Here is a 12,288-nt window from a genome sequence, read left to right as displayed (position 1 = left end):
AATGACAAAGCCCGATATGAACCTGCCGCCGTTCCGCTTCCCGAACTATGTCGAGCCGAAGCTCGACATCGAGCACCGCGCCGACGGCTCGATCGTGATGCGCAATCCCCATCCCTTGCGCGGCGTGCCCGAAAATCTCATCGCGCCGATCCGCAAATGGGCCGCTGAAGCGCCGGACCGCGTCTGGCTCGGCAAGCGCAGGCCGTCGAAGGAAGGCTTCGGCGAGTGGGAACTTCTCACCTATGCCGACACCAACCGGCAGGTGAACGCCATCGCGCAGGCGCTGCTCGATCGCGGCCTCGATCAGTCCTCGCCGGTGATGATCCTCTCAGGCAATTCCATCGAACATGCGCTGATGACCTATGGCGCGATCCTGGCGGGCGTTCCCGTCGCGCCGGTCTCGCCCTCCTACAGCACCATGAGTTCGGATTTCGACAAGCTGCGCTACGTCTTCGATCTCGTCGAACCGAAGCTCATCTTCATGCAGGAAGCCGCGCCCTTCGAACGCGGCCTCGCGGCGCTCGATCTCGACGGCGTCGAACTCGTCACCGTCGATGGCTCGCGCGGCACCGCCTTCGCCGATCTTCTCGCCACGGCGCCGGGCAATGCGGTCGAAGAGAGCTATGCGCGCCAGAACTACGACATGGTCGCGAAGTATCTCTTCACCTCCGGCTCCACCGGTATGCCCAAAGCCGTCATCACCACGCAGCGCATGATGTGCGTGAATTCGGTGATGCCGAAAAGCGTGACGCTGGAAGAGGAAAACGAGGAGCCCGCCGTCCTCCTCAACTGGCTCCCCTGGAACCATTGCTTCGGCGGCAACGCCATCCTGAACAATCTCCTCGTCTCCGGCGGCACGCTCTATATCGACGGCGGCCGTCCCGTCCCGGGCGGCTTCGCGGAAACGGTGCAGAACCTCCGCGAGATCGCGCCCACCGCCTATTCCAATGTTCCCGCCGCCTACACCATGCTGGTGGACGAGCTGGAGAACGACGAGGCGCTGGCGAAGAACTTCTTCTCGCGCATCCGCACCATGGCTTACGGCGGCGCTGCCCTGAGCCAGGACCTTTACGACCGCATCCAGAAGGTCGCGATCCGCACGGTGGGCGAGCGCATCGTCTTCTCGTCCGGCTACGGCGCCACCGAAACCGCGCCGACGATCTGCAACGTCCATTGGCCGACCGAGCGCATGGGCCTTCTCGGCCTGCCGCTGCCCGGCATCGAACTGAAGCTCGCGCCCGTCGGCCAGAAGATGGAAGTCCGCGTGCGCGGCGATTGCATCACGAAGGGCTACCACAAGAACCCGGAGAAGACGCGCGAGGCCTATGACGAAGAAGGCTTCTATCGCCTCGGCGACGGCGCCCGTTTCCTCGATCCCGAAAACCCGCTCGAAGGTCTCGTCTTCGACGGCCGCGTGGCGGAAGACTTCAAGCTTTCCACCGGCACATGGGTGAGCGCGGGCAAGCTCCGCGTCGATGTCGTCGCTGGCTCGAACGGTGTTCTGTCCGACGCGCTCGTCGCCGGCCTCGACCGCGCCTTCGTCGGCATTCTCGGCTTCCCCAACATTCCCGCCTGCCGCAACATCGCCGGCGATCCCTCCCTTGCCGTCGAAGACCTGATCCGCCACCCGGCCGTGCTGGAGCGTCTCGCCGATGGCATGCGTGAGCACAACAAGACCCATCCGGGGTCGAGCACGCGCATCGTCCGTGCGCTGCTCATGGCCGAGCCGCCCAGCGTCGATGCGGGCGAGCTTACCGACAAGGGCTACATCAATCAGTCCGTGGCGCTCGGCCGCCGCGCCGCTCTCGTCGAAAAGCTTTATGCGAATCCGCCGGGCAACGACGTTGTAGTCGTATGATCGATTTTGGACTGGCGGCAAATGGTGTCGCGATCGGCGTGGCGGTTGCCGCGCCCATCGGCCCGGTCAATCTCATCGTCATCCGCCGCACGCTCCGCTACGGCTGGCTGAACGGTTTTCTGTCCGGCGGCGGCGCGGCGGCGGGCGATGCGATCTTCGCCGCCATCGCCGCCTTCGGCCTCACCGCCGCGGTCGATTTCGTCATCAGCTTCGAAACCGTGCTGCAGTTCATCGGCGGCTTCTTCCTCATCGGCCTCGGCCTGCGTACCTGGTTTGCCCGTCCCCATTTCGGCGACGAGGAACCGGTCAACGCTTCCGGCGCCATGGCGGCCGTCTTCGCCGCCACCTTCGTCCTCACCATCACCAACCCGGCCACCATGCTCGGCTTCATCGCCATTTTCGGCGGCATCGCGGGTCTCGCGGCTGCTGGCGAGGATTACGGTCACGCCGCCACCATCGTGCTGGCCGTCATGTCCGGCTCGATCCTCTGGTGGGCCAGCGTCTCCGGTTTCGTCAGCCTGTTCCGCCATCGCATGAACGACCACATGCTGGTGATCGTGAACCGTGTCTCGGGGGTGCTCATCTTCGGTTTCGGTATCCTCATTCTCGCACGTGTCGCGGCGAGGGTTTTGCTCTAATCTCGAACTGGAATTCCGGTTCGCAATAAAAAATCGCGTGGGAGACGGCAACATGAACGGTGCGGAAAGTCTGGTGCGGACGCTGGTGGATTCGGGCGTCGAGGTCTGTTTCTCCAACCCCGGCACCTCGGAAATGCACTTCGTTGCTGCGCTCGACAAGGTCGAGGGCATGCGCGCGATCCTGGGCCTCTTCGAAGGCGCCGTCACCGGCATGGCGGACGGCTATGGCCGCATGGCCGAAAAGCCCGCCGCGACGCTTCTCCATCTCGGGCCGGGCCTCGCCAACGGCCTCGCCAATCTCCACAACGCCCGCCGCGCGCAGACGCCCATCGTCAACATCGTCGGCGACCACGCCACCTACCACGCCCAATACGACGCGCCGCTCGCCTCCGACATCGTCGGCTTCGCGCGCCCCGTCTCCGGCTGGGTGCAATCTTCCACCAGCCCGAAAACCGTCGCCGCCGATGGTGCCCGCGCGGTCCATGCCGCCATGCAACCGCCCGGCCAGATCGCAACGCTCATCCTCCCCGCCGACACCGCCTGGCTCGACGCCGAGCATCCCGCGCCGAAGCTGCCGCTGACGGCGCCCGCCGAAGTCTCCTCGGCAGCCATCGACGCCGCTGCCAGGGCGCTGAAGAACGGCAAGAAGACCGCGATCCTCGTCCGTGGTGCGGCGCTCAAGGAACGCGGCCTCGCCGCCGCCGGCCGCATCGCCGCGGCATCCGGCGCGCGCATCATGTGCGACACCTTCGCGCCCCGCCTCCAGCGCGGCGCGGGCCGCGTCGTCATCGAGCGCATCCCCTATTTCGCCGAGCAGATGGTCGAAACGCTGGCGAGCGTCGAGCAGTTGATCCTCGTCGGCTCGAAGCCGCCCGTCTCCTTCTTCGCCTATCCCGGCAAGCCGAGCTGGTGCACGCCCGAAAGCGCCGACATCATCTATCTCGCCCATCCGCATGAAGACGGCACCGCCGCGCTCGAAGCCGTCGCCTCCGCCATCGCCGCGCCGAAAGAGCCGGCGAATGTCGCGCCCCTGAAAAAGCCCGATCTGCCGAAAGGCGCGCTCGACCAGTTCACGGCCGGCCAGATCATTGCGCATTATCTGCCGGACAACGCCATCGTCTCGGATGAAGCCGCGACCTCCGGCATCGGCTCCATGATCGCGACGGTGAACGCCGCGCCACACGATCACCTCTCGCTCACCGGCGGCGCCATCGGTCAGGGCCTGCCGCTCGCCACCGGCGCGGCGGTCGCTTGTCCCGGCCGCAAGGTCGTCTGTCTCCACGGCGACGGCGGCGCGATGTACACGCTGCAATCCCTCTGGACGCAGGCGCGCGAAAAGCTCGACGTGACCAACGTGATCTTCGCCAACCGCTCCTACGCCATCCTCAATATCGAGCTGATGCGTGTCGGCGCCGAAAACCCCGGCCCCAAGGCGCTCTCCATGCTCGATCTTCACAACCCGGAACTGAACTGGGTGCATCTGGGGCAGGGCATGGGCGTCGAATCCGTCCGGGTGGAAACGGCGGAAGAATTCGCCGACGCTTTCTCTTCGGCCATGAAGCAGAAGGGGCCGCGCCTTATCGAAGTGATGCTCTGATCCGGCATTTGGCAGATGCCCGGGCGGCGAGGGGGCTCCCCCTTCGCCGCCCGTTTTTTATTGACCTCGCACCAATGCTCCTTAATTTGCGTGAGTGAAATTATGAGTTTGGTAAGGGGGCCCCTCCATGAAACGCATTGCCTGCCTCGCGGCAGCCGTCGCTATGTTCTCGACGCCCGCGCTCGCCGCCGACAGAGGCCATGACTGGTCCGGTTTTTATGTCGGCATGCACGCGGGCTACGACTGGTTTGAAACGGAGACGAACGACTACTACGGTTACGACCACGACCTCGACGGCTTTTCCGGCGGCATTCAGGTCGGTTACGACCACCAGCATCCGAACGGCATCGTCACCGGCTTTATTGCCGACATCGGATTGTCCGAGGCGTCCGGCAGCCGCAACATCGTGGACACCGTCGGCCTCACCATCGTCACGCAAACCCACAGCAAGATCGAAGCCTACAGCACTTTTCGCGGCCGTCTCGGATATGCGGCAGGCGCGTTCCTTCCTTACCTCACGGGCGGCATCGCCTGGGCGCGGCAGGAAGTCGATTATTTCCAGGATTTCGGTTTCGGCTTCACGACGAACGTGAACGAAACGAAAAACCGGGTCGGCTGGACCGCTGGCGCCGGATTGGAATATGCAATCAGCGACAGGGTGTCGGTGAAGGCCGAATATCTCTACATGGATCTCGGCGCCGAAAATTACGCCGGCACATGGTTCGGCTTGCCGGTCGATGGCGATATCGACCTGACGAGCAACCGCACCTCGCTCGGCGTCAACATCCGCTTCTGACGAAAATCATCCGTTGAAAATCAAAGCCCGCCGTCTCGCAGGAAACGGCGGGCTTTCGATTTGCGGTCCGCTTGTGCCTAGTTCAGCACGCGATTGAGCGTGAACTCGCCCTGCCGCACGCGGTCGGCAAGTCCGTTCGCCATCTCCGCCACGGCGTCCTCGCCATAGGCTTCCACCATGTCGGACAGCGCGGCGAAAATCGCCGTCGTCGCCAGCACGTCGGCTTCCACGCCTTCGCCCAGCGCTTCGTCCCATGCGTCGAGAATGTTCTGCAATGCCACGCGGCGCTGCTCGGATTCCGTCAGCGGCGACGCGTCGTATCCGTCTTCGTCGAGCGGACCGAACGTGGCGTCTCCAGGAAAATCTTCGGCCATGGTCCCTCTCTACGGCACTTTCGCCTCCGGCATACGCGCCGGAGAATTACATCGCCTTTTTAACACACTCGCGGCGAATGTCTCCCGTTTCGTGAAGCGGAGGTTAACGGTCGCCATATCGGATGAGACATACGCCGTCTCCGATAACCATAGGGTCGCAGGGGATACTCGTCCGCCGCTATCGGCCGTAGCTGCCGGAAGCAAGCTCGTCCGCCAGTCTCTGCCCGTCCAGCATCAGCTTGTCGGACTGGCTGGCCGCCTTGGCGGTACAGTTCCGATAGGCGTCCTGGTAGCGGTGATAGGCGTCGTTGAAGCGTTGAATGAGCTGTTGCCGCTCCGTTTCGGACGGATTGGCGACGCTCATCATCTCGATCATCTTGTTCCGCCACAGCGGCCCCTCATTGGTGCCGCACAGCGTCCGCAGATGGTGAACGGCCCCCAGCACCTCGGCGAGCTGCAGCATTGTGCCTGGAAGCGCCAGCGCGCGGGCATGGGGAAGCGGCGCGGCGGCCAGCATCAGCGCGGCGAGCAGCGCGCAAACCGCACGCTTCCGCCGGCGCATGAAGCCGTATGTATCGAATATGGACAGTCCCTGTTCCATTCCGCCCCGAATTCCCGTCCGCACCCCTCAAAAGTGCGGGTTCCAGGGAACGCGGTGCAGGAAACGGGCCTGCCGCCGGCCGGTCTCGTTCAGGCGTATTTCTTCAGCCGCGCCAGAACCTCTTCGGCCTCCGCCATCGTCTTCTCGACGATTTCGGCCGCCGTCAGCACCTCGTGAATACCGCCCGCGCCCTGGCCCATGGCAAAGCAGGAGCGGTCGCGGTCGAGCCCTTCGATCTGCCCGCCGATACCGCCCATCACATTGTTCTGATGCGACAGGATCGCCTGCTGCGGGAACGGCTGGATCTCCTGCGGACGGCTCTCCCAGTCCTGCACGTAAGGATTGTTGAACACGCGCATCGTCTTGCCCGAATAGCAGCGCGTCACGATCGTGTCCGTGTCCTTCGCGTCCACGATCACCTGCCGGTACATGTCGCCCGCATGGCTTTCCTTCGCGGCGATGAAGCGCGTGCCCATCCACACGCCCTGCGCGCCGAAGGCAAGTGCCGCCGCGAGCCCGCGCCCGTCGACGATGGAGCCGGCCGCGATCACGGGGATCGTCTTCACCGCGTCCACGATCTGCGGGATCAGCGCCATGCCGGCCACCTTGCCCGTATGTCCGCCGCCTTCGGTGCCCTGCGCGATCACGCCGTCGAGCCCCGCCTTCTCGCCCGCCACCGCATGTTTCACGGTGCCGCACACATTCATCACCTTCATGCCCGCATCGTGCAGCTTCTTCAGGATGTTGTTCGGCACGCCGAGACCGGAAATGAACGCCGTCGCGCCTTCCTCGATCATGATGTCCGCCGTTCGCTCCAGCGATTCCGGCACCGCCGCCAGAAGGTCGACGCCGAACGGCTTGTCCGTCAGGTCTTTCACCTTCTTCATCTGCACGCGGATCTCCTCCGGCTGCAGCCCGGCCATGCCGAGCGTGCCGAAGCCGCCCGCATTGGATACGGCGGCCGCGAGTTCCGCATAGGAAACCCCGCCCATGCCGGCCAGCATGATCGGATATTTGATGCCGAGAAGGTCGCAAAGCGGTGTGCGGATCGTCATGGGGGCTACTCCCTGAAGCGCGAGGCCGGGTGAAACCGGCGCCGTCATTTAGTTCGGTAGCCTAACTAAAAGCCACCCGCCTTTTCTGTCAAGGTTCCATCGCCCGAAATGTTGTGACCTGGCGGGCAGGGACCGCGCGCTCTTTGCCGCACCGCCACATTTTCGTCCCCTCCTGCGGCGAAGCTCGGCTCATGACCGCTTTCCCAAGGGATTTCATGCAACCCCGCCCGCTTGCCCCCTTCGCTCTCGCCGCCATGGCGGCCCTTCTCCTCGCCGGCTGCACCACGGAGCGCCGGACCGCCCCCTCGCGTACAGCGACGGAACAGTTGATGATCTCCGCCGCCGCCGACCGCGCGGCGCAGAACCTCTCCATCGCCATTCCCGTGGATACGAAAATCTTCGTCGACTCCGCGTATTTCGACGGCACCGACAGCAAATACGCCGTCGCCGCCATCCGCGACCGGCTGTTGCGCCGCGGCGCGCGCCTCGTCGAAAAGCGGGATCAGGCCGACATGATCGTGGAAATTCGCGCCGGCGCGCTCTCGATAGACGAGAACTCGCTGATCGTCGGCATCCCGCAGATGGATGTGCCGATCCCGCTGGCGGGCAGCCTCGGCTTGCCCGAGATCGCGCTCTTCAAGCGCGACCGCCGCCAGGGCGTCGCGAAATTCGCCGCCGCCGGCTACGACGCGAAGACCGGCAAGCTGATTTCAAGTTCCGCCTCCGATTTCGGCTTCTCGCAACAGACCGAATACGACGCCTTGTTCATTATCTCCTGGTCCACCAGCGACGTCATGCCGGAGGGCACGGGAGAAATCCTGCGCGCGCCGCCGAAAACGGCTCACGAAGGCAGCGCCGTGAACGGCTCCGCCGCCGATATGAGCCCGCCCGAAGCCGGAAGGAACTAACCATGCCCCGCATCCCGAGCCTCCTTCTCGCCGTCTGCCTCCTTGCCGGATCGGCGGGCGCCGCCTTCGCGCTCGATGAAAATATCGCGACCCGCGAAACGAATATCCGCGTCGAAACGGTGGCGCAGGGCCTGAAGCATCCTTGGGGTCTCGCCTTCCTGCCGGACGGCAACATGCTCGTCACCGAACGGCCGGGCTTCCTCCGCATCGTCACGCCCAAAGGAAAGATCGGCAATGCGATCTATGGCGTGCCGCAGGTCGACGCGCGCAGCCAGGGCGGATTGCTCGACGTCGCGCTCGACCCGGACTTCGCGGAAAACCGTTTCGTCTATCTGACCTATTCGGAAAAAGGCGACGCCCCGGAGAACAAAAATAAAAACGGCACCGCCGTCGCGCGCGGCCGTCTCACCGAAAGCATGTCGCCGCAATTGAAGGACGTGGAAGTCATCTTCCGCCAGCAGCCGAAGGAAGCGAGCACCAATCATTTCGGCTCGCGCCTCGTCTTCGACCGTGAAGGCCATCTCTTCGTCACGCTGGGCGAGCGCCAGCAGGAAAAATTCCGCGGCCAGGCGCAGGACCTCTCATCCCATCTCGGCAAGGTCGTCCGCATCTGGCCCGACGGCTCCGTGCCTGAAGACAATCCCTTCGTGGACAAGGAAGGCGCCCTCCCGGAAATCTGGTCCTACGGCCACCGCAATCCGCAAGGCGCCGCCCTCAATCCCGAAACCGGCAAACTCTGGGAAAACGAACACGGGCCGCGCGGCGGCGATGAGATCAACATTCCCGAACCCGGCAAGAATTACGGCTGGCCCGTCGTCTCCAACGGCGTCAACTACAACGGCACGCCGGTCGGCACCGGCAAAAAATCTGCACCCGGCATGGAGGACCCGCATTATCAGTGGACGCCCTCCATCGGCGCTTCCGGCATGGCCTTCTATACGGGCGACGCCATCCCCGAATGGAAGGGCAACCTTTTCGTCGGCGGCCTCGCCATCCCGAGCCTCCGCCGTCTCACCCTCGACGGCGACAAGGTATTGACCGACGAACCCCTCCTCGAAACCCTGGGCCTCCGCATCCGCGACGTCCGCCAGGGCCCCGACGGCGCCCTCTACCTCCTCACCGACGAAGAAGAAGGCCAGATCCTCCGCATAACGAAAGCGGAGTAGGGCGCAGTACAGAGACACACGCTCATCGGCAATCTTTCTTCCCACCCTCCCCTCGGGGAGGGTCAAACGGCTGCAAGCCGTTTGGGGCGGGGGCGCCGAGCCTGACATGCTGTGTGATGTAAAATATTTGACAAAAAGTAAAATATTGTACATCCTTCAGTCATGGAAACTGCCGAAACCCTCACCCCCGCCGACCTCCGCGCCGCCCGCGCCCGCCTCCGCCTGACCCAGGCCGAGCTTGCCCGCCGCGCCGGCATCTCCCGCGCCACGCTGGTCAATTTCGAAAAGGGCAGGGGAACGCCCCTCCGCGCCAGCCTACAGGCGCTGCAATCGGCCCTGTCGGATCGCCCGCGCCACAAAAGCCGCCTCGCCCATGTGCTCCGTACACTGCAGAAAGCGCAACCCGAACTCGAAAGACGAGGCGTTCTCCACCTCGCCGTCTTCGGCTCCGTCGCCCGCATGGAAGACACGCCCGAAAGCGATATAGACATCGTGGTCGATATCGATCCGGCTCGCCGCTTCGATATTCTCGACCTCGCGGGTATTGGCGGCCTTGTCGAAAGCCTCATCGGCGTCCCGGTCGATATCGTTCGTCGTCGTGCCGGCATGAAACCGGAACTCGCGGAACATCTCGCCGAGGATCAGATTTATGCCTTCTAGCGATCCGCTGAAACGTCTCGGAGATATTCTCGAACAGATCGCGCGTATTGAGGGGCATGTAGCGGGCATGGATGAAGCGGCGTTTCGCTCCAGCCCGCTGACGCAGGATGCTGTCGAGCGATGTCTTGAACGATGCTGCGAAGCTGCACGGAAGATCGGCGATGGGCTGGACGGAAAATATCCCGAGGCGGATTTCGTGAACCTTCGCCGCTTCGGTTCGATCTTGCGTCACGACTACGGCGACATCGATATCGAAATCATATGGGAGCTGGTCCGCTCCCGCCTTCCCCTTCTGAAGGCCGCCTGCCGCACCGAACTCGATCTCTGATGCCTCTGGATCAACGCCCCTCGCCAAGCCGCTGCGCGAAAAACGCCAGTATCTCGTCGCGCGCCGCAATCGTCGGCTCGCCCGCCGCGTCGATCAGGTGCTGCGTCACCACGCTGTGCGGATAGTTGACATGCTTGGCGAAGAAGGGCGCAACATCTGTGTTCGCCGCCTCGTCCGGCAGCACCCGTGCTCTGAAGCGGTCGCCGAGGGCGTTCGCGTAAGCCGCAAAGCGTTCCGCCCGGCAGATTCTGTCGCCCGTGAAGCGATAGCCGAGAACGGTGAGGTCCTCGCGGTCGAGCCGCGCCTTCACCGCCGTCAGCTCCTCCGGCGCGATCTCCAGTCCCGCTGGCTCGTCGAGCGGCAGAGACGGCTGCGCGAGAACCGGCGCCAGCACCGCCGGCTCCAGCATCATGGTGAGCGCGAAATTCCCCGTGAAGCACATGCCGATCGCGCCGACGCCCGGCCCTCCGCATTCCTGATGCGCCATCCGCGCCAGCGCCCTCAGCCATTGCGTCACCGGGCTCGAGGTATTCGCCCCGAAGGCGCGGAACTCGGCGCTAACGCACACCCGCTGAAAAACCGCCACGCCTTCCTCCGCCGCCGGCACGGCGCCGTCGCGGCCGAACAGTGAAGGCATGTAGACCGTGAACCCCGCGTCGCGCACCCAGCGCGCAAACCGCGCCACATGCGGGCTGATGCCGGGCATCTCCGTCATCACGATCACGGCAGGCCCGGCGCCGCTCACATGAACCCTCTTCGTCGCGCCGTTGAGCGTGATCTCGCGCGGGTCGAAATCGTCGAGCGGGTCGTCTTCGTGGAGGTTCTGCGGCGCCATGATCTTCTCCTGCTGAATCCATTTTATGGACTTTGCTGACCATGACAGGCTGGATATGAATTTGCAACTCAGATATGCTGGCGTCATGAAGGACGATGCCCCCATCCGCCGCTCGCCGGTCTCGCTCGCAGAATGCAACCTCTCGCGCAGCTTCGAGCTGATCGGCGACCGCTGGACGCTGCTCATTCTCCGCTCCGCGCAGCATGGCCTGCGCCGCTTCGACGACTTTCAGGCCGATCTCGACATCCCGCGCACTGTCTTGAGCGCCCGCCTCGCATCGCTGGTCGAAACCGGCATCATGGACAAGCGCGCCTATCGCGAAGTGGGCCAGCGCGCCCGCGTCGAATATCCGCTGACGAAGATGGGCCGCGCGCTGGCGCTCCCCTTCATGGCGATGACGCAATGGGGCGACAAATATCTGGGCGGGAAAAAGCTGCCGCTCACGCTCCGCTCGCGCACGACGGGCGGCAAGATTTCCGTCGCTTATGTCGATGAAAAGGGTAGGGCGGTGGACATGACCGACATCGAAATCGTCATCGACCCCGCCGCCCGCAGGCGCGCCGCGAAAAAGCGAAAACCCCGAACCTCGGCCTGACCTATATTTCCCGCCGCGTTCCGAGTGCGCTCGCCGCGACGCAGATGAACGCCGCGAATGTCAGCACCGCATTCACCGCATGGCCATATTCCCATTGCCTGCGCAGCATGTCCCAGTTCTCCGGCACCGCTGTCCAGTTCGCCGTCGCCTGGTTTGCCGGATAGATGAACGCGAAGAAGAGAAGCAGCACCGCCGCCATGAGAAGGGCGCCCGCCGCCGCGAACAGGCAGGGCACCCGCTCTCGCCGCAGCGCAACGGCCAACGCGAGATTGGCGGCAAGCGATCCGATGAGCACGATGCCGAACAGGCTCCAGCCGCGATAGATGCCCTGAACGGTGAAATAGTCGTCCTGCGTCAGCCCGATCTTGTTAGGCAGGGCAAAGAGATGCGCGCCCGCCGGAACGAGCGCGAGCGCGGCAAGAACAAGTGCCGCAAGCGAAAGATATGAAGCAGGTCTCATCATGTCTTCCCGATGATCCGCGCCCCTCGTGCCCCGGTCGTCTCACGCAATCGCGCTGCCGTCGATATCCCGCGCCCGCGTGAAGCCCGTCAGCGCTTGCGCCACATGCATTTCCTGCCGCATCGTGCCGAGCATCGCCTTCACGCCGGCTTCCCCCTGCGCCGCCAGTGCAAAGGCCCAGGCGCGGCCGAGCAGGCACGCATCCGCGCCTTGCGCCATCGCCTTCACGATGTCGAGCCCGCTTCGGATGCCGCCATCGACGAAAACCGTCGTCCGGTCGCCCACCTCCTCGCGGATCGCGGGCAGCGCGTCGAGCGTCGCCGGCGTGCCGTCGAGCTGCCGTCCGCCATGATTGGAAACGACGATCCCCTCCGGCGCCACTTCCGCCATCGCGATCCGTGCATCCTCGCGGTCCAT

The 12,288-nt window shown here is 64.4% G+C and carries 15 protein-coding genes; 9 read left to right on the top strand and 6 right to left on the bottom strand.

Annotation, left to right across the window (positions count from 1 at the left end; all coding sequences use genetic code 11):
• The first annotated feature begins 1 nt into the window (after position 1).
• From Q8S60_RS15650 to Q8S60_RS15635, 4 genes are all read left to right on the top strand, one after another.
• The gene (locus Q8S60_RS15650) at positions 2–1,858 is read left to right on the top strand and encodes an AMP-binding protein (protein WP_305276293.1); all 1,857 of its coding nucleotides are present in this window, start codon (positions 2–4) and stop codon (positions 1,856–1,858) included.
• Positions 1,855–2,496: a LysE family translocator gene (locus tag Q8S60_RS15645; protein WP_305276294.1), complete on the top strand. Its 642-nt coding sequence runs from the start codon at positions 1,855–1,857 to the stop codon at positions 2,494–2,496. The genes Q8S60_RS15650 and Q8S60_RS15645 overlap by 4 nt, the downstream gene beginning before the upstream one ends.
• Positions 2,497–2,548: 52 nt before the next feature.
• Entirely contained in the window at positions 2,549–4,093 is a 1,545-nt protein-coding gene (locus Q8S60_RS15640; protein WP_305276296.1) for an acetolactate synthase large subunit, read from the top strand.
• 127 nt (positions 4,094–4,220) lie between these two features.
• Complete coding sequence (locus tag Q8S60_RS15635) at positions 4,221–4,889, top strand: outer membrane protein (RefSeq protein ID WP_305276297.1); 669 nt, start codon at positions 4,221–4,223, stop codon at positions 4,887–4,889.
• A 77-nt stretch (positions 4,890–4,966) separates the two neighbouring features.
• On the opposite strand, the gene Q8S60_RS15630 is transcribed toward Q8S60_RS15635, so the two are convergent.
• The 3 genes from Q8S60_RS15630 to Q8S60_RS15620 all read right to left on the bottom strand — a co-directional run bounded on the left by Q8S60_RS15630 (position 4,967) and on the right by Q8S60_RS15620 (position 6,919).
• Positions 4,967–5,263: a hypothetical protein gene (locus Q8S60_RS15630; protein WP_305276298.1), complete on the bottom strand. Its 297-nt coding sequence runs from the start codon at positions 5,261–5,263 to the stop codon at positions 4,967–4,969.
• A 178-nt stretch (positions 5,264–5,441) separates the two neighbouring features.
• Entirely contained in the window at positions 5,442–5,864 is a 423-nt protein-coding gene (locus Q8S60_RS15625) for a TIGR02301 family protein (RefSeq protein WP_305276299.1), read from the bottom strand.
• Positions 5,865–5,953: 89 nt separating this feature from the next.
• Positions 5,954–6,919 carry a nitronate monooxygenase family protein gene (locus Q8S60_RS15620; RefSeq protein WP_305276300.1) on the bottom strand — a complete coding sequence of 322 codons (966 nt, stop codon included), beginning with the start codon at positions 6,917–6,919 and terminating at the stop codon, positions 5,954–5,956.
• A 215-nt stretch (positions 6,920–7,134) separates the two neighbouring features.
• On the opposite strand from Q8S60_RS15620, the gene Q8S60_RS15615 reads away from it, so the two are divergent.
• The 4 genes from Q8S60_RS15615 (at position 7,135) to Q8S60_RS15600 (ending at position 9,981) form a co-directional block, all read left to right on the top strand.
• A complete protein-coding gene (locus Q8S60_RS15615) occupies positions 7,135–7,827 on the top strand; it encodes a DUF6655 family protein (RefSeq protein WP_305276302.1) in 693 nt (230 codons plus the stop codon).
• A 2-nt stretch (positions 7,828–7,829) separates the two neighbouring features.
• Positions 7,830–8,993, top strand: coding sequence for a PQQ-dependent sugar dehydrogenase (locus Q8S60_RS15610; protein WP_305276304.1), 1,164 nt, complete (start codon positions 7,830–7,832; stop codon positions 8,991–8,993).
• A 162-nt stretch (positions 8,994–9,155) separates the two neighbouring features.
• A complete protein-coding gene (locus Q8S60_RS15605; protein WP_305276305.1) occupies positions 9,156–9,653 on the top strand; it encodes a nucleotidyltransferase domain-containing protein in 498 nt (165 codons plus the stop codon).
• Positions 9,643–9,981 (top strand): DUF86 domain-containing protein, encoded by a 339-nt coding sequence (locus tag Q8S60_RS15600; RefSeq protein ID WP_305276307.1) that lies wholly within the window; start codon positions 9,643–9,645, stop codon positions 9,979–9,981. The genes Q8S60_RS15605 and Q8S60_RS15600 overlap by 11 nt, the downstream gene beginning before the upstream one ends.
• Before the next feature lie 10 nt (positions 9,982–9,991).
• Here the strand turns inward: Q8S60_RS15600 and Q8S60_RS15595 are convergent, their stop codons facing one another.
• The gene (locus tag Q8S60_RS15595) at positions 9,992–10,816 is read right to left on the bottom strand and encodes a dienelactone hydrolase family protein (RefSeq protein WP_305668712.1); all 825 of its coding nucleotides are present in this window, start codon (positions 10,814–10,816) and stop codon (positions 9,992–9,994) included.
• A gap of 85 nt (positions 10,817–10,901) precedes the next feature.
• Here Q8S60_RS15595 and Q8S60_RS15590 point away from each other — a divergent pair, with 85 nt between their 5' ends.
• Positions 10,902–11,411: a helix-turn-helix domain-containing protein gene (locus Q8S60_RS15590; RefSeq protein WP_305276311.1), complete on the top strand. Its 510-nt coding sequence runs from the start codon at positions 10,902–10,904 to the stop codon at positions 11,409–11,411.
• A gap of 1 nt (position 11,412) precedes the next feature.
• Here Q8S60_RS15590 and Q8S60_RS15585 read toward each other — a convergent pair whose 3' ends face one another.
• Positions 11,413–11,874: an anthrone oxygenase family protein gene (locus tag Q8S60_RS15585; RefSeq protein WP_305668711.1), complete on the bottom strand. Its 462-nt coding sequence runs from the start codon at positions 11,872–11,874 to the stop codon at positions 11,413–11,415.
• Between the two features lie 39 nt (positions 11,875–11,913).
• A partial coding sequence (locus Q8S60_RS15580) for an alpha-hydroxy-acid oxidizing protein (RefSeq protein ID WP_305668710.1) occupies positions 11,914–12,288 on the bottom strand: 375 nt, incomplete at its 5' end.

The sequence above is a fragment of the Parvibaculum sp. genome (assembly GCF_030694575.1).
GTDB lineage: Bacteria > Pseudomonadota > Alphaproteobacteria > Parvibaculales > Parvibaculaceae > Parvibaculum.
The sequence above is the reverse complement of the archived record's forward strand: the minus strand, read 5'-3'. Positions and strand labels throughout refer to the sequence as shown.

Coding starts and splice junctions, on each gene's coding strand:
- Q8S60_RS15635 (WP_305276297.1), top strand. CDS start 4,221: ATGAAACGCATTGCCTGCCTCGCGGCAGCCGTCGCTATGTTCTCGACG.
- Q8S60_RS15595 (WP_305668712.1), bottom strand. CDS start 10,816: ATGGCGCCGCAGAACCTCCACGAAGACGACCCGCTCGACGATTTCGAC.
- Q8S60_RS15585 (WP_305668711.1), bottom strand. CDS start 11,874: ATGATGAGACCTGCTTCATATCTTTCGCTTGCGGCACTTGTTCTTGCC.
- Q8S60_RS15620 (WP_305276300.1), bottom strand. CDS start 6,919: ATGACGATCCGCACACCGCTTTGCGACCTTCTCGGCATCAAATATCCG.
- Q8S60_RS15630 (WP_305276298.1), bottom strand. CDS start 5,263: ATGGCCGAAGATTTTCCTGGAGACGCCACGTTCGGTCCGCTCGACGAA.
- Q8S60_RS15605 (WP_305276305.1), top strand. CDS start 9,156: ATGGAAACTGCCGAAACCCTCACCCCCGCCGACCTCCGCGCCGCCCGC.
- Q8S60_RS15645 (WP_305276294.1), top strand. CDS start 1,855: ATGATCGATTTTGGACTGGCGGCAAATGGTGTCGCGATCGGCGTGGCG.
- Q8S60_RS15640 (WP_305276296.1), top strand. CDS start 2,549: ATGAACGGTGCGGAAAGTCTGGTGCGGACGCTGGTGGATTCGGGCGTC.
- Q8S60_RS15610 (WP_305276304.1), top strand. CDS start 7,830: ATGCCCCGCATCCCGAGCCTCCTTCTCGCCGTCTGCCTCCTTGCCGGA.
- Q8S60_RS15625 (WP_305276299.1), bottom strand. CDS start 5,864: ATGGAACAGGGACTGTCCATATTCGATACATACGGCTTCATGCGCCGG.
- Q8S60_RS15615 (WP_305276302.1), top strand. CDS start 7,135: ATGCAACCCCGCCCGCTTGCCCCCTTCGCTCTCGCCGCCATGGCGGCC.
- Q8S60_RS15650 (WP_305276293.1), top strand. CDS start 2: ATGACAAAGCCCGATATGAACCTGCCGCCGTTCCGCTTCCCGAACTAT.
- Q8S60_RS15590 (WP_305276311.1), top strand. CDS start 10,902: ATGAAGGACGATGCCCCCATCCGCCGCTCGCCGGTCTCGCTCGCAGAA.
- Q8S60_RS15600 (WP_305276307.1), top strand. CDS start 9,643: ATGCCTTCTAGCGATCCGCTGAAACGTCTCGGAGATATTCTCGAACAG.